The following is a 14,549-nucleotide window of genomic DNA, read 5'->3' on the forward strand; positions in this document are numbered from 1 at the left end:
GAACCCAAGCACGACGACGTGACGACCAAGGTGCCGCCACCGGCGCCGGGGAGGAGACCGCGTGGCGGTCCAGAACGCCAAGGATGAGGTCCTCGACCTCGACGTCCTGAACCACCGTCCCGCCTCGTGCGGGCACATGCTGCGCGATCGGGTGAGCGAGTCCCCGAGTGCCGTGGCCTACCAGTTCCTCCGAGGGGAGGACATGCAGAACCTCACCTGGCAGCAGGCCTGGGACGAGGTGAAGGTGTGGGCCGCGGGCTTGGTCGCTCTCGGCGTGGAGACCGGCGACCGGGTCTCGATCGCCGCGACCACCCGCATCGAATGGGTGTGGGCCAACTGGGGCATCATGCTCTCCGGCGGTGCCACCACCACGGTGTATGCGACGAGCAACGCCGAAGGGGTCTCGTTCATCGTCCGCGACTCCGGGTCGCGCGTCGTGTTCGCCGAGGACGGCGGACAGGTCGAGAAGCTCCGCGTGCGACGCCACGAGATGCCCGACGTCACGGCGGTCGTCGTCTTCGATGCCGAGACCGACGGGCGCCGGGTCGAGTTCGACGACTGGGTGATCTCCCTCGAGGACTTCCTCGCCCGTGGACGTGACCTCCTGCAGGAGGACGCCGGGGTCGTCGACCGCCGCGTCGACGGGCTCACGCCCGACTCGCTGTCGACGATCATCTACACCTCCGGGACGACGGGGAACCCCAAGGGCGCCGAGCTCACCCACGAGGCGCTGGTCTACGAGGCCGTCTCGGTCAAGTCGACCGGGCTCCTCGGCCCCGACGACCTGCAGTACCTGTGGCTTCCCCTCGCTCACGTGTTCGGCAACGTCCTGCTCATGCTCGCCGTGGCGAGCGGGTGCCCGACGTACGTGGACGGCCGCATCGACCGGATCGTGCCCAACCTCGCCGTGGTGCGCCCCACGTGGATGGGTGCCGCGCCGCGCATCTTCGAGAAGGCCTACGCGGCGGTCGACGCGACCCTGTCGGAGGCGTCCGGCGCCAAGGCGAAGATCGCCTCGTGGTCGTTCGCCGTCGGCCGTCGCATGGCGGAGGTGCGGCAGGCGGGGGAGAGCCCGAGCAAGGCGCTGACGGCGCAGTACGCCCTCGCGGATCGCCTCGTGTTCGGCAAGATCCGCGAGCGGTTCGGTGGCCGGGTGAAGTTCTTCATCTCCGGTTCCGCGCGCCTGGATCCCGAGCTGTCCTGGTGGTTCGCCTCCGTCGGCATGCCGATCATCGAGGGGTACGGCCTCACCGAGACCTCGGCCGCCACGTGTGTGAACCGCCCGACGCCCGGCGCCCACCAGCACGGCAGCATCGGGTGGCCGCTGCCCGGCACGTCGATCCGGATCGCCGAGGACGGCGAGGTGCTCGTCAAGGGCCCGGGCGTCATGACCTGCTACCACGGCCAGCCCGAGGCCACGGCCGAGGCGTTCACGCCGGACGGGTACTTCCGCACCGGCGACATCGGCGAGGTCGACGAGTTCGGTTTCGTCCGCATCACCGACCGCAAGAAGGACGTGTTCAAGACCTCCGGCGGCAAGTACGTCTCCCCGGCCCTCATCGAGGCGCGGTTCAAGAGCGTCTGTCCCGTCGCCGGCCAGTTCGTCGTCGTCGGTAACGAGCGCAACTACCCGGCGGCGCTCGTCACCCTCGACCCGCCGGCGATCGAGGTGTGGGCACAGGAGAACGGTCTCGGAGACAAGGAGTACGCCGACATCGTCGCGACGCAGGAGGTCCACGACCTCGTCGCGCGGTACGTCGAGGAGGTCAACGAGGGGCTCAACCGGTGGGAGCGCGTCAAGCGGTTCGCGATCCTCGACCACGACCTCACGGTCGACACCGGCGACCTCACTCCCAGCCTCAAACTGCGGCGTCGTAAGGTCCTCGAGAAGTACGCCGACGTGGTCGACGGCCTCTACGCCGCCGAGCACTGACGTCGACGGCCCCCCGGAACGTGCGCCGCACGGCTCACCGTTCGACCCGCACGACCTCACGAGAAGGCGCTCATGTCCCCACTCACCGTCATGCGGTCCGCGATCGGCGGACTGCCTGCTCAGCTCAATGCCCGGATCCCCACGTGGCGGGAGGTGCTGAACGACCCGGCCGTGTTGAGACGAGGGCTCAACGTGTGGCCGCCGTTCCGGTTCGCGGGGATCCGGGTGATCGACATCCAGCCGGGTTTCCGGGGTGCCACCGTCGAGCTCAGGCTCACGCCCCTGTCGCGCAACTACATGGGGACGCAGTACGGCGGATCGATGTTCTCGATGACCGACCCGTTCTGGACGATCCTCGTCTCCCAGAACCTCGGTCGCGACTACATCGTGTGGGACAAGCGGGCCGAGATCGAGTTCGTCGCTCCGGGGCGTACCGACGTGCGCACGACGTTCGCGGTCACCGACGAGCTCATCGCCGAGCTCAAGGAACGGGCCGAGGGTGGCGCCAAGGTGCTGCACTGGCTGGAGAACGACATCGTCGCGAAGGACGGCACGCTCGTCGCGCGGGTGCGCCGCCAGCTCTACGTCCGCCACGTCGACCACGCGCGCGGGTACTGACACCCCTCGTCACGGCCCCGCCACCGCGTATCAAGCGCCCCGCACACCCACGGTGTGCGGGGCGTTCGCGACGCGGGCCCGGTCCCGTCGGGAGCGCGGGCGGTCCGGTCAAGCCCGCAGGTCGCGACGGGGAAAGGTGAGAGCGGCGATGACCACGAGGACGAGGCAGCCGGCGGCGAGGGCGAGCAGCCCGCCGACGTCGGGGCCGGTCGAGAGCGGGGAGGCGCCGTAGGCCCACTCGAACGGGGACGCGGCGGGGAGGTGCTCCTGCACCTTGGCGCCCATCGTGTGGCCGAACCATCCGAGGGCCGCGACGACCGTCGCGACGCCCAGCGCGAGGCTGCGACGCCCGGTGGCCGCACCGGCGGCGAACGCGACGAGCGCGTGGAAGAGGACGAGGAGGGTGAGGGCCGCTCCCTCACCGACGAGGCCCGCGGCGCTGAGCTCGAGTTCGGAGGGGCCGTTGAGCGCCGCGACGATGATCGTCACGAGGGCGCAGAGCGCCACGACGACCGCGACGATGCCGATCAGGCGGGCGAGGAGCACCGAGCGTCGGTCGGTGGCGTGCGCGAGGGTGAGTTCGAGGGCCCCGCTCTCCTCGTCCCCGGCGATGGCCCGGGCGCCGTGGGTGATCCCGAGAACGAGCAGCAGGAGCAGCCCGAGCATCCCGAACACCGTCTGATGCGTGTATCCCCATCCCGTGCCCATGGTCGCGGCGTCCATCCCGAAAGAGTCGAGCATCGCCGTGGGCATGGCCTCGAGCTTGTCGCCGAGCAGTCCGCTCGTGCGCATCGAGGGGAAGAGCGGGAGGTACAGCAGGCAGACGCCGGTGACACCGAGCGCCCACCCGAGGATCCCCCGCGCGGAGTCGCGGAACCGCCGGGTGAGCAGGGGCAGGACGTTCATCGGGACTCCTTGGCGTACAGGCTCATCACCGCGGCCTCGAGGTCGGGGCGTTCGGCGTCGATCGCGAGCACGGTGTGGGTGGTGGCGAGGCGCAGGGCGGCGTCGGGGGTGCCGTCGAGGTCGAGGGTGAGGCGGGTGTTCGCGCCGGCGGGGGCGGCGGTCGCGCCGCGCACCCCGTCGAGGGGCAGGAAGGGGGCGGCCTCCACGCGGCCGGAGAGGGTGAGGTGCACCCGCTGACCGAGCTGGGCGCGGACGGCGTCGACGCCGGAGGTGAGGACGACGCGGCCCTCGCGAAGGACGACGACCGAGTCCGCCGCCTGCTCGACCTCGCTGAGCACGTGACTGGAGAGGAACACCGTCCGGCCCTCGTCGCGCACCTCACGGACCATCGCGAGGAACTCGGCCTGGACGAGCGGGTCGAGCCCGGACGTCGGCTCGTCGAGGATGAGCAGCTCGGGTCGGTGGACGAAGGCCTGCACGAGACCGACCTTCTGCTTGTTGCCCTTCGACAGACCGCGCACCCGGCGGGTGGGGTCGAGGCCGATGCGGTCGGCGAGGTCCCTCCAGGCCGCACGGGCGTCGTGGCGAGGGACGTGCCGCGCGTGGGAGATCTCGACGAAGTGGTCGAGGAGGGAGGCGACGTCGTGCCGCCCGTCGAGGCGCAGCTCGCCGGGGAGGTATCCGATGCGGGCCCGCAACCGCGCCCCACCGGTGCGCGGATCCTCACCGAGGACGCGGACCTGCCCGGAGGTCGGGCGCAGCACGTCGAGGAGGATCCGCATCGCCGTCGTCTTGCCGGCGCCGTTCGGGCCGACGAAGCCGACGACGGTGCCGGGATCGACGCGCACGTCGATCCCACGCAGGGCCACGCGGGAGCCGTACTGCTTGTGGAGGCCGGAGATCTCGACGGCGGGTGTCACGACGTCTCCTTCGGGTCGCTGGTGTGGGAGGGCGCGCTCTGCCGAACGCGAGGACGTCATCCAGGTGGGCGGGGCCGGTCGGTCGGGTCCTCGAGGGTGAACGGGACGGCGAAGAGGCCGTCGGCGTAGAGGTCCATGACGAAGGCGGTGTAGCGCTCGAGGACCGCGGGGTCGAGCAGGCTCGTGCCGCCGAGGCGGGCGGCGACGCGGTCCTCGAAGGCCATGAGCCCGAGGCCGATGGCCGTCATGACGACGGCCCGGGCCTCGGTGTCGGGGTAGGGACGGATCGTGCCGGCGCGCTCGCCGACCTCGAGGTACCCCGCGACGTCGGCGGCGAAGTCGTCGAAGAACGCCTGGGCCGTGGGGCCGCCGTCGAGGAGAGTTCGGCGCAGGTAGCCGTAGAGCGGCGTGAATTCGGGGTGGCTGTGCAGGTAGGTCGCGGGGGAGGGAGCGCTGCCCTGGGCGAGGGCTGCGCTCTTGGCGGTGCGCAGCTCGGCGAGGAGGTGCTCGTCGCAGGCGGCGCGCAGCCCCTCCTTGCTTCCGAAGTGATGCAGGACGAGCGCGGCGGAGACCCCCGCCCTGGCGGCGACCGCGCGCAGGGTCGTGCCGGTGAATCCGGCCTCCGCGAACTCGGTGAGGGCGGCATTGCGAATCCGCGCCCGCGCCGTGAGGTCCGCATCGGCTGAACTCATGGTCAGAATGCTAAACGAATGTTCAGATCTCCGGAAGGGACGACGTGCGTCCACATCCCCCCTCTCACCCGGAGGCGAGCGCGGAAGCCGGAGGATGTGCGCCCCGGTTTCAGCGCCGGCGGTCTGAGGTGGGAGGGTGCCGGCCTCCCGCGTGAGTGACGTGTGGCCCGAATCCGACGCTTTTCGCCTGACACGGCCGCTCACCTACGCTGGTCGTATGTCCGGAGAGTCGAGATTCGCCGCCCTGGAGGCCCTGCTGCCCCGGGTGAGCAAGCCGCTGCAGTACGTCGGCGGTGAACTGAACTCGCAGGTCAAGGACTGGGAGTGCGGGGGCCCCGACACGGTGCGCTGGGTGCTCATGTACCCCGACGCCTACGAGGTCGGGCTGCCCAACCAGGGCGTCATGATCCTCTACGAAGTCCTCAACGAGCAGCCGCATGCGCTCGCCGAGCGCACCTATGCCGTGTGGCCCGACCTCGAGGCGCTCATGCGGGAGAACGACGTCCCGCTGCTCACGGTCGACGGCCACCGTGCGGTCCGCGACTTCGACGTGTTCGGTCTCAGCTTCCCCACCGAGCTCAACTACACGAACATGCTCTCCGCCCTCGACCTCGCCGGCATCCCGCTGCGCACGGCCGACCGCGGCGAAGAGGACCCGATCGTCCTCATCGGGGGGCACGCGAGCTTCAACCCCGAGCCGATCGCGCCCTTCGTCGACGCCGTCGTCGTCGGTGACGGCGAGGAGGCCGTGCTCGCCGTCACCGAGCTCATCCGCGCCTGGAAGGCCGAGGGGCGTCCCGGTGGGGAGGGGCTCACCCCGCGCGAGGAACTCCTGCGCCGCCTCGCCGCGACCGGTGGGGTGTACGTGCCGGCGTTCTACGACGTCTCCTACGCGGGCGACGGCGCGCTCGAGGCGATCACGCCGCGCCCGGGGATCGAGGGTGTCCCGTGGCAGGTGAGCAAGCACACCGTCATGGACCTCGACGCCTGGCCCTACCCGAAGCAGCCGCTGGTCCCGCTCGCGGAATCCGTCCACGAACGCATGAGCGTCGAGATCTTCCGCGGGTGCACGCGCGGCTGCCGGTTCTGCCAGGCCGGCATGATCACCCGCCCGGTGCGGGAACGCTCGATCACCGGCATCGGCGAGATGGTCGAGCGCGGTCTCCAGGCCACCGGTTACGAGGAGGTCGGCCTCCTCTCGCTCTCGAGCGCCGACCACTCCGAGATCGCCGACATCACCAAGGGGCTCGCCGACCGCTACGAGGGCACCCAGACCGGGCTGTCGCTGCCGAGCACCCGCGTCGACGCGTTCAACATCGATCTCGCGAACGAGCTCACCCGCAACGGTCGCCGCTCGGGGCTCACGTTCGCCCCGGAGGGCGGCAGCGAGCGCCTGCGCAAGGTCATCAACAAGCAGGTGAGCGAGCAGGACCTCATCGACACCGTCGCCGCCGCCTTCGGCGCGGGCTGGCGCAACGTCAAGCTGTACTTCATGTGCGGTCTGCCCACCGAGACCGACGAGGACGTCCTCGGGATCGGTGCGCTCGCCAAGGCCGTCATCGAGACCGGCCGCAAGGTCAGCGGCCGCAAGGACATCCGCTGCACCGTCTCGATCGGCGGGTTCGTGCCCAAGCCCCACACCCCGTTCCAGTGGGCCGGGCAGCTCTCGGCCGCCGACACCGACCGCCGCCTCGCCCTGCTGCGCGAGGAGATCCGCTCGGACAAGCGGTACGGCTCCTCGATCGGATTCCGGTACCACGACGGCGAACCCGGGGTCGTCGAGGGGCTGCTCTCCCGCGGTGACCGCCGCGTGGGCGACGTCATCGAGGCGGTGTGGCGCGACGGTGGCCGGTTCGACGGGTGGAGCGAGCACTTCTCCTACGAGCGGTGGATGCGTTGCGCGGACCAGGTCTTCTCCGGCATGAACGAGGAGCACGGCTGGGGTATCGACGTCGACTGGTTCACCACCCGCGAGCGCGACGAGCTCGAGACCCTGCCGTGGGACCACATCGACTCCGGCCTCGACAAGGCGTGGCTGTGGGAGGACTGGCAGGCCGCCCTCGACGAGGAGGAGCAGCCCGACTGCCGCTGGGACCCGTGCTTCGACTGTGGCGTCTGCCCGCAGATGGACCTCGACATCGAGATCGGCCCCACCGGCAAGACGCTCCTGCCGCTCACCGTCCTCGGCTCCGGCAAGCAGGGGATGCTCGAACGCTCCTGACTCGCCTCGCCGAGCCGGGCCCGATCACACCGATCACACCGATCACGCCCTGACCCCCGGTGCGGCATGCGCCGCCCGTCCTCAGAGGCGGGCGGCGGCGTCGACGAGGGGCCGGGAGAGCTGCACCGCGGTGATGAGAAGCGCGCACGAGGCGGCGATCGCGACGAGGGTACGGATGACGAGGCCGACCCCGAGGAGTGAGGTCATCGGCAGGAGGACGAGCGCGGGGAACGCGGAGCCGAGCACGACCGTGACACCGAGGGGGATCGTCACCTCCCGCAGGCGCGCCCGATGCAGCAGTGCCGTCGGGGTCCCGGCGTAGGCGAGGGCCCGGTACTGCGGCCGCTGGTCGTAGAGGCGGGCCGCGTGGACGACGCCGGTCGAGGTCGCCGCGACGACCGTGAGGATGGTGAGGGCGACGAGCGAGCCGGTCCCGATGTCCCGCCCCAGCAGCCGCGTCTGGGCGTCCACGTCTCCGGGTGGCGTGAGCATCGGTCCGACGCTCGAGAGTGCGGCGACGAGGATCCCGAGGCCGAGGGCACTGACGCTGCGCCACGTGGCGCGGGGGTCGTCGATGATCCGCCGGGCCGCGAGGAGCGTCGCCGGAGTGCGGGCGAGCGAGGCGACGACCCGCCCGGCGATCATGACGAAGAACGGACCGACGAGGTCGACCATGAGGACGACGAGCGCGAGGAACACGAGGACGACCCCCATCCCGAGCCGGCCCAGCGCCTGGAATCCGAGGATCCAGCCACCGACGACGACGGCGGCCACGAGTAGGCGCAGCGCGCTGATCCGACCTGGCGTCGTGCGCGCGACGACCCCGAGCGGACCGACGACGACCTTGGCGAGCCCCACGACGCCCGAGAGGACGGCGAGGGCGACGACCCCCGCGACGACGAGCCCCAGCCGTCCCATGCCGACCCACAACTCCGCGACCGACAGACGCCGCCCCTGGAACTCGAGCAGCGACAGGGGCAGGAGCAGGGCCCCGTAGAGTCCCACGCCGAACAGCGCACCGAGGGCGGCCTGGACGGCCTGCTCGAGCAGCGTCATGACGGTGACCTGGCCGCCGGTCGCCCCGACGAGTCGGAGGGTCGCGAGGCGGGCGTCGCGACGGGAGACCGTGAGACGCGCGGCCACGGAGCCCAGCGTGAGGATCGGGACGACGAGCAGCGTGGCCGCGACAGCCGCGAGGACGACATAGAGGCTCGCCATGTCGTTCGGGCCGGCCGCACCCGCCGCGGCCGCGGCCTCGGCGCGTGCGGCGAAGGCGCCGACGCCGCCGAGGGTGACGAGCACGGCGGTGGTCGCGACGCCGAAGGCGGTGACGGCGAGCAGGGTCGGGAGTGCGGAGTCGGCCCGCTCGTGCCGGGCGAGGCGCCACGTGAGGGCGACGGGGGCGGTGAGCGCGCTCATCGGCTCGACACCCGGTCGTCGGCGACGACGAGACCGTCCCGCAGGCGCACGGTGCGCGAGCACCACCGGGCGACGAGCTCGTCGTGGGTGACGACGACGAGGGAGGCGTGCGCGGTGCGGCAGCGGCGGAGCAGGTGCTCCATGACCTCGGAGCCGGTCGCCTGGTCGAGGGCACCGGTCGGTTCGTCGGCGAAGACGACACCGGGGTCGCCGACCATCGCCCGCGCGATGGCGACGCGCTGGGCCTGACCGCCGGAGAGCTCGCCGGGACGTCGCCCGGTGAGTCCGTCGAGCCCCAGCGGCGGGAAGAGCTCGGCGGCCCGCGCGGTCGCAGCGCGACGGGGGACGCCGGCGAGCATGAGGGGGAGGGCGACGTTCTCGATGGCGGGCAGCTCGGGCAGGAGGTGCCCGGATTGGAAGACGAAGCCGAAGTCGGTGCGACGCAGCCGGGTCCGGCCCGCGTCACCGAGCGAGACGAGGTCGCGCCCACGCCAGGCGACCCACCCGGAGGTCGGGGTGAGCACGCCTGCGAGCAGGTGCAGCAGCGTGGTCTTGCCCGAGCCCGAGGGGCCCATGACGGCGACGGACTCGCCCGCCGTGATCGTGAGGTTGACGCCGCGCAGAGCGGGGGTCGTGGTGCCGGGGTAGGTCTTGACGAGGTCGGCGGCGACGAGATCGCCGCCGGTGAGGCGCGGGTCGACCGCGGTGGACGAGGTGCTCCGGAACATGCCCTCACCCTCGCGAGCGGCGCCCTCCTCGCACATCGTGCGGCGGGATGAGGCCGGGCTACGACCGTGGGCGGGCGCGACGTCCCCGCCGGACGACGTGAGGACGACGGCGAGGTCCGCACACGAGGCCCTGGCGCGTCGCGAGAGGCCGCGGGTTCGGGGACGAACGGGTGGGACGATGGCCTCTCGCGAACGGAGGAAACGCATGTGCCAGTACTGCGGATGCCACGAGATCGGTCCGATCGGGGCACTCATGGACGACCACTTCGAGATCCGCAACCTGTGTCGCCACCTCACCGCCGACATCGAGGCGGACCGGCGGGAGGAGGCGATCGGTCTCGCCCGTGAACTCGTCCGGTACTTCACCGTGCACAACGCCGTCGAGGAGGGCGGGCTGTACCTGTCGATGACCCGCTTCGAGGAGTACGAGGAGAAGGCCGGCACGCTGTACGACGAGCACGACGCCCTCGACGCCGTGCTCGACGAGCTCCTGGCCCTCGCCGACGCGGGACGCCTCGAGGACATCGACTTCGGCCCGCTCCTCGCCGAGATCCACGTCCTTCACGAGCACATCGATCATGAGGAGAACGGCTTGTTCCCCGCCGCCGCGGTCGCCCTCGACCAGGCCGACTGGGACCGCTGCGAGCGGCTGCGTGCCGAGGCGGTCGCGTCCCTCGACGGACCGCTCTGGCGCGAGCAGGGCGAAGCCGCCTGGAGCGGTCCCCGCGCCTGAGGGGCGGTCGACTCACGGCTGCGTGGGCGCCTGTGCCGGTGTGGGATCGAGGTCGACGAGCGCCGCGTTGCCGCGTGCGTCGATGCGGACGGTGGCGACGGCCGTGCGGTCTCGCAGGCTGCGGTCGAGACGAGCCGCCTCCTCCTGGGGGACGAACCAGCTCCCGATGCCGCAGTCGAGGCCGTGGCCGCTGCTGTCGCAGGCGAGGTAGGGCCCGCTCGCGGGGCGGTCGCGGACGGCGGGACGTCCGTGGGCCACGCCGTCGCGGACCTCGACGGGCACGAAGACCCGCCCGGTGGGAAGGGGGGTGCCGATGATGTCGCCCGACGGCGCCTCCCGTGGGAGGAGATCGGGGTAGTCGAGGGCGACGTAGGCGCCGCGCAGCGGCTCCATCGGGTCCACCGGCCCGACGCGGAAGCGGTACTCCTCGCCCGTGCGGGCGGACAGTTGCGGGGCGACGGCGCCGCCGACGAGGGCGACCTGGAGGAGGACGGCGGCGGCGACGAGGACGGGGCGGCGGATCATGACGCGGCCTCCGGGCGGGTGTGGGCGAGGTGGGCGCGTGTGGGCACGAAGCGGCGCAGGAGGCGTCGCAGCCGTTCGGCGAGCAGGCCGGTGACGAGCATGACGGCCCCGATGACGAGGAACAGCACGGACCCCGACATGAGAGGGGCGAAGACGGCGAAGCTCTGGGCGGCGACGAAGACCACGAGGGCCGCGGTGGCGAGGGCGGTGAGGGCGGGACTGTCGGTGAGGACTCCGTCTGCGGCGGTGAACGCGGCGAAGGCGACGAACACGACGACGCAGACGCCGGCCCGCAGCCACGCGGCCGGGTCGGCGGTCTCGGCGAACGCGCTCCCGACCTGCCACGAGACGAGGCCGGTGCCGGCGAGGACCGCCAGGGTCGCGACGCCGATCTCTGCGAGGCGTTCGCTCCGACCGGCGATGCCGCGACCGAGGGTCGACCACAGCCCGAGTGCGAGGGCGGCGACGGCGGCCGCGCCGATCCACAGGACCACGGCGCCGGTGGGGATGCCCGTCGTGCCGTCTTCTCCGAACGGGAGCGCGGCGACGAACAGGCCGCCGAGGGAGCACGTCGCGCCGAGGAGGCGCCACGGAGTCGCGACCCCGACGTCGTGCGGGGTGCGCTGGAACTCGGGCAGGTGCGCGACCGCCGCGAGCGACGTCGCGATCACCCCGGCGGCGAGGACGACGGCGATGCCACCGGTGAGGGAGATCGTGAGGGAGGTGAGGAACCACACCACCCAGGCCCCCGAGGTGAGGAGGCCGATGGTGAGCGCGCCGAGGGACCCCGTCGCGTAGGCGTGGACGAGGGCGCCGAGCGCCCAGCATCCGAGGAGTCGGGGTTCGTAGGCGGGGACCTGGAGGCTCTGCGCCGCTTGGAGGACGACGGCCCCGAACGCCGCGGCTGCGAGGGTGCGGCACACCGCGATGAGGGCGGGGACCGACGAGGGGCGGGGGACCTCCCGTGCGCCGCGGTGGCGCCGTCCGGCGAGGACCTCGGCGACGAGGACGAGCGCGAGCCACACGGCGGTGACGGTGCCGAAGCGGAGCGCGGGGGAGAACGTCGCGTAGTTCGCGGCGACGAACCACAGCAACCCGACGGCGAGGAACGCGGTGCCGAGCCCGACGACGAGCGCCACGAGCCCGACGCGTCGGGCCGGGACGTACCGGGCCTGCAGGTCGGCACGGTGCCCCGGCGTGAGGAGTCCGTCGGCCTCCCACTCGGGCAGCTGCGCCTCGAGCCATCGGGCGATCCGCGGAGGGACGGGGGTCGGGGGTCGAGGTCCTGACGCGTCCATGGGGTGCTCCTCTCGATGTCTCCAGCATGGCCTCACGGGACGGCCGGCCGCGTGAGCCCGGACACTCACACGCGCACACTCACACGCGGCGAGGCCCCCGCCTCTGCCGAGCAGGGGAGGGGGCCTCGTCTCACGGGTCGATCGTCAGAGCGGCCGGCACGGCACGGGGACCGGAGGGTCGGCGGAGTGCCCGGAGGCCCCCCGGGGCCGCGGTTCCTCGGCGGCCCGCACGCGGTGCGCGACGATGAGGGCGAGGACACCGGCGAGGGCCACGACGGGCACGAGGATCCACGGGGCGGACGGGACGAGGTCGGTGCCGGTGCGGGCGAGGCACCAGGCCTCCGCGGCGTCGGCGAGGACCCCGAGGACGACGCCGGGCAAGGCGGCCTCGGCGACGTCGAGGGCACCGATGAGGCCGGTCTGCAGGCGGGACGCGCCGGTGGTGCGCAGGGCGGCGAGGCGCGCGTCGCGGGTGCCGCGCAGCAGGCTGCGGGCACTGACGACGGAGGTGAGGGCCAGGGCACCCACGAGCACGACGATGGACCCGACGAGCCGGCCGTCGACCGCGTCGGCGCGTCCGACGAGGGTGAGCAACCCGACCGCGGTGAGCGTCGCCCAGGTGAGGAGGCCGAAGGACGTGGCGACCGCGAGGTCACGGCGCGGTCCGCAGATCGACCGGAGCAACCACCAGAGACGCAGGGCGGCGATCACAGGAGGGCCTGCGGGGCGTAGTGCACCTCGGGGGAACGGACGAGTCGGCCGTCGCGGACCTCGTAGCGGCGCGAGCACCGCTCGGCGGTCGCCCGGCTCTCCGTGGCGATGAGGACGGCGGCGCCGATCCGGGCGCAGTGACCGAGGAACACGTCGAGCACGTCCGCCGCGTCGGCCTCGGTGAGGCGGGGCGAGGGGTCGGCGACGACGACGAGGTGGGGCGCGGTGACGAGGGCGCGGGCCAGGCCGACGAGGGCGTGGTCTCGGGGCGACAGAGTGTCGGGGCGACGGGCGCCGCGGCCGCTGAGGCCGACGTGGTCGAGCAGATCCACGGCGTGCGAGACCGCGCGTCGGTGGGAGTAGCCGTCGAGCAGCAACGGGAGCGCGATGTTCTCGAGCACCGGCAGGTCGGGGAGGACGCCGTCGTCGAGGGCGACGCCGATGTCGCGTCGCCGCAGGGCGCTGCGGCGGGCGTCCGAGAGCCGGGTGAGGTCGTGGCTGCCGCGGTGGACCCACCCCGAGGCGGGCAACGCGAGACCGGCGAGGACACGACACAGCAGGTGCGGGGTCTCGGCGTCGGGTCCGGCGCCGAGGACGGCGACGGTCTCCCCGGGCACGACGGTGAGATCGGCCCCGTGGAGGACCTCACGCCCGTCGAGCACGACGCGCAGGTCTTGCGCGACGAGGACGCCGGAGACGGTGAGGGGGCTCTGGATGCTCATGAGTCCACCTTGGGGCAGAAGTGGCTGTGTCCACATCCGCCCGGGGGCTCATTCCGCATCATCCTCAGGTCGATACCCAGGTGGTCCGGAGGATGACCACTCGACGATCCGGGGACGACGACGCGGCCGACGCGGCGTGTGGGCGGGCGCCGCGGGCCCCGGTACCATTCGTCCAATGGCTCGTCAGCGTGTTCCCGAAGGCCCGCCCGCAGTGCCGGCGGTGCAGAAGCTCCGCATCCGCTACGCCAAGCGAGGTCGCTTGCGGTTCAGTTCGACCCGCGACTTCCAGCGGGCCCTCGAACGCGCGGTCCGCCGTGCGGGGGTCCCGATGGCCTACTCCGCGGGTTTCCACCCCCACCCCAAGATCAGCTACGCGAACGCCGCGCCGACGGGCACGGCGAGCGAGGCGGAGTACGTCGAGATCGGTGTCGTCGAACGTCTCGACCCCGAGGGGCTGCGGGTCGCCCTGGATTCGGCGTTGCCGGAGGGCTACGCCGTCCTCCACGTCGCCGAGGCCGGCGCGGGCGCGCTCGCCGACTCCCTGGAGGGGAGCCTCTGGCGCATCGACCTCCCCGGTCTGGGTGCCGAGGAGGTCCAGGCTCACCTCGAGAGGTTCCTCGGGATGGAGGAGGTGCTCGTGACCCGCACGTTCAAGAAGGGCCCGCGCACCTTCGACGTGCGCGAGGCCGTCCTCGACGCCACCGTGCGTGACGGCGTCGCCGACGTCGACCCCGAGGCCTCGCCCGGCGGTGAGGCCGCGCCCGGTGAAGTGGCCGGGAACACGCAGCGCGCCGCCGCCCGACCGGCGTCGGGGCCCCCCTGTGCGATACTGCACATGGTCGTACGGCACACCACACCGGCCGTACGCCCCGACGACATCCTGACCGCGCTGCACACTGCCACCGCGTTGACTCCGCCGTCACCCCCGAGGGTGACCCGGCTCGCGCAGGGCCCGTTGCTCGACGCACCGGCGCGGGTGGCCGACCCGTTGGCCACCGACCAGGAGGCCGTCGGCGCCTCTTCGGTGCCGCGCGACACGCGAGCCGGTCTGGCGTAACGAGACGACTTTCGCCTGCCGAACCCGGCAGGACGACGCACGAACCGCGCACCGCGCGGCGGAGGG

General features: G+C 72.5%; 14 protein-coding genes. 5 read left to right on the plus strand and 9 right to left on the minus strand.

The genetic code is table 11. The annotated features are described in order from the left end of the window. The first annotated feature begins 61 nt into the window (after positions 1-61). Positions 62-1,933: a long-chain fatty acid--CoA ligase gene (locus RT054_RS01255; protein WP_313021710.1), complete on the plus strand. Its 1,872-nt coding sequence runs from the start codon at positions 62-64 to the stop codon at positions 1,931-1,933. Positions 1,934-2,005: 72 nt separating this feature from the next. Beyond that, positions 2,006-2,551 (plus strand): DUF4442 domain-containing protein, encoded by a 546-nt coding sequence (locus RT054_RS01260; protein ID WP_312720715.1) that lies wholly within the window; start codon positions 2,006-2,008, stop codon positions 2,549-2,551. Between the two features lie 108 nt (positions 2,552-2,659). On the opposite strand, the gene RT054_RS01265 is transcribed toward RT054_RS01260, so the two are convergent. Genes RT054_RS01265 through RT054_RS01275 form a run of 3 tightly spaced genes read right to left on the minus strand, consistent with a single transcriptional unit; the run spans position 2,660 to position 5,069 of the window. After that, entirely contained in the window at positions 2,660-3,457 is a 798-nt protein-coding gene (locus RT054_RS01265; protein ID WP_313021711.1) for an ABC transporter permease subunit, read from the minus strand. Next, positions 3,454-4,377 carry an ABC transporter ATP-binding protein gene (locus RT054_RS01270; RefSeq protein ID WP_313021713.1) on the minus strand — a complete coding sequence of 308 codons (924 nt, stop codon included), beginning with the start codon at positions 4,375-4,377 and terminating at the stop codon, positions 3,454-3,456. The genes RT054_RS01265 and RT054_RS01270 overlap by 4 nt, the downstream gene beginning before the upstream one ends. A gap of 56 nt (positions 4,378-4,433) precedes the next feature. Continuing rightward, positions 4,434-5,069, minus strand: a complete 636-nt coding sequence (locus RT054_RS01275) for a TetR family transcriptional regulator (protein WP_313021715.1) — start codon at positions 5,067-5,069, stop codon at positions 4,434-4,436. A 217-nt stretch (positions 5,070-5,286) separates the two neighbouring features. Here RT054_RS01275 and RT054_RS01280 point away from each other — a divergent pair, with 217 nt between their 5' ends. Continuing rightward, entirely contained in the window at positions 5,287-7,290 is a 2,004-nt protein-coding gene (locus RT054_RS01280) for a TIGR03960 family B12-binding radical SAM protein (protein WP_313021716.1), read from the plus strand. Positions 7,291-7,371: 81 nt separating this feature from the next. Here the strand turns inward: RT054_RS01280 and RT054_RS01285 are convergent, their stop codons facing one another. Both RT054_RS01285 and RT054_RS01290 read right to left on the minus strand, forming a co-directional pair. Beyond that, entirely contained in the window at positions 7,372-8,709 is a 1,338-nt protein-coding gene (locus RT054_RS01285; RefSeq protein ID WP_313021719.1) for a hypothetical protein, read from the minus strand. After that, positions 8,706-9,437 carry an ABC transporter ATP-binding protein gene (locus RT054_RS01290; protein WP_313021720.1) on the minus strand — a complete coding sequence of 244 codons (732 nt, stop codon included), beginning with the start codon at positions 9,435-9,437 and terminating at the stop codon, positions 8,706-8,708. The genes RT054_RS01285 and RT054_RS01290 overlap by 4 nt, the downstream gene beginning before the upstream one ends. A gap of 205 nt (positions 9,438-9,642) precedes the next feature. Here RT054_RS01290 and RT054_RS01295 point away from each other — a divergent pair, with 205 nt between their 5' ends. Then, positions 9,643-10,170, plus strand: a complete 528-nt coding sequence (locus RT054_RS01295; protein WP_312720703.1) for a hemerythrin domain-containing protein — start codon at positions 9,643-9,645, stop codon at positions 10,168-10,170. Between the two features lie 12 nt (positions 10,171-10,182). Here the strand turns inward: RT054_RS01295 and RT054_RS01300 are convergent, their stop codons facing one another. The 4 genes from RT054_RS01300 to RT054_RS01315 all read right to left on the minus strand — a co-directional run bounded on the left by RT054_RS01300 (position 10,183) and on the right by RT054_RS01315 (position 13,426). Then, the gene (locus tag RT054_RS01300; RefSeq protein ID WP_312720702.1) at positions 10,183-10,695 is read right to left on the minus strand and encodes a GDYXXLXY domain-containing protein; all 513 of its coding nucleotides are present in this window, start codon (positions 10,693-10,695) and stop codon (positions 10,183-10,185) included. Continuing rightward, on the minus strand, positions 10,692-11,993 hold the full coding sequence (locus RT054_RS01305) for a DUF2157 domain-containing protein (RefSeq protein ID WP_312720700.1): 1,302 nt from the start codon (positions 11,991-11,993) through the stop codon (positions 10,692-10,694). The genes RT054_RS01300 and RT054_RS01305 overlap by 4 nt, the downstream gene beginning before the upstream one ends. 144 nt (positions 11,994-12,137) lie before the next feature. Then, the gene (locus tag RT054_RS01310; protein ID WP_313021722.1) at positions 12,138-12,704 is read right to left on the minus strand and encodes a hypothetical protein; all 567 of its coding nucleotides are present in this window, start codon (positions 12,702-12,704) and stop codon (positions 12,138-12,140) included. Further along, complete coding sequence (locus RT054_RS01315) at positions 12,701-13,426, minus strand: ATP-binding cassette domain-containing protein (protein WP_312720697.1); 726 nt, start codon at positions 13,424-13,426, stop codon at positions 12,701-12,703. The genes RT054_RS01310 and RT054_RS01315 overlap by 4 nt, the downstream gene beginning before the upstream one ends. Positions 13,427-13,601: 175 nt before the next feature. Between RT054_RS01315 and RT054_RS01320 the strand changes: the two genes are divergently transcribed. Next, positions 13,602-14,483: a TIGR03936 family radical SAM-associated protein gene (locus tag RT054_RS01320; RefSeq protein ID WP_312720696.1), complete on the plus strand. Its 882-nt coding sequence runs from the start codon at positions 13,602-13,604 to the stop codon at positions 14,481-14,483. Positions 14,484-14,549: the final 66 nt, after the last annotated feature.

This window comes from Mobilicoccus sp. (genome assembly GCF_032060985.1).
Taxonomy (GTDB): Bacteria; Actinomycetota; Actinomycetes; order Actinomycetales; family Dermatophilaceae; genus Mobilicoccus.

Coding starts and splice junctions, on each gene's coding strand:
- RT054_RS01260 (WP_312720715.1), top strand. CDS start 2,006: ATGTCCCCACTCACCGTCATGCGGTCCGCGATCGGCGGACTGCCTGCT.
- RT054_RS01265 (WP_313021711.1), bottom strand. CDS start 3,457: ATGAACGTCCTGCCCCTGCTCACCCGGCGGTTCCGCGACTCCGCGCGG.
- RT054_RS01275 (WP_313021715.1), bottom strand. CDS start 5,069: ATGAGTTCAGCCGATGCGGACCTCACGGCGCGGGCGCGGATTCGCAAT.
- RT054_RS01280 (WP_313021716.1), top strand. CDS start 5,287: ATGTCCGGAGAGTCGAGATTCGCCGCCCTGGAGGCCCTGCTGCCCCGG.
- RT054_RS01285 (WP_313021719.1), bottom strand. CDS start 8,709: ATGAGCGCGCTCACCGCCCCCGTCGCCCTCACGTGGCGCCTCGCCCGG.
- RT054_RS01290 (WP_313021720.1), bottom strand. CDS start 9,437: ATGTTCCGGAGCACCTCGTCCACCGCGGTCGACCCGCGCCTCACCGGC.
- RT054_RS01295 (WP_312720703.1), top strand. CDS start 9,643: ATGTGCCAGTACTGCGGATGCCACGAGATCGGTCCGATCGGGGCACTC.
- RT054_RS01300 (WP_312720702.1), bottom strand. CDS start 10,695: ATGATCCGCCGCCCCGTCCTCGTCGCCGCCGCCGTCCTCCTCCAGGTC.
- RT054_RS01305 (WP_312720700.1), bottom strand. CDS start 11,993: ATGGACGCGTCAGGACCTCGACCCCCGACCCCCGTCCCTCCGCGGATC.
- RT054_RS01315 (WP_312720697.1), bottom strand. CDS start 13,426: ATGAGCATCCAGAGCCCCCTCACCGTCTCCGGCGTCCTCGTCGCGCAA.
- RT054_RS01320 (WP_312720696.1), top strand. CDS start 13,602: ATGGCTCGTCAGCGTGTTCCCGAAGGCCCGCCCGCAGTGCCGGCGGTG.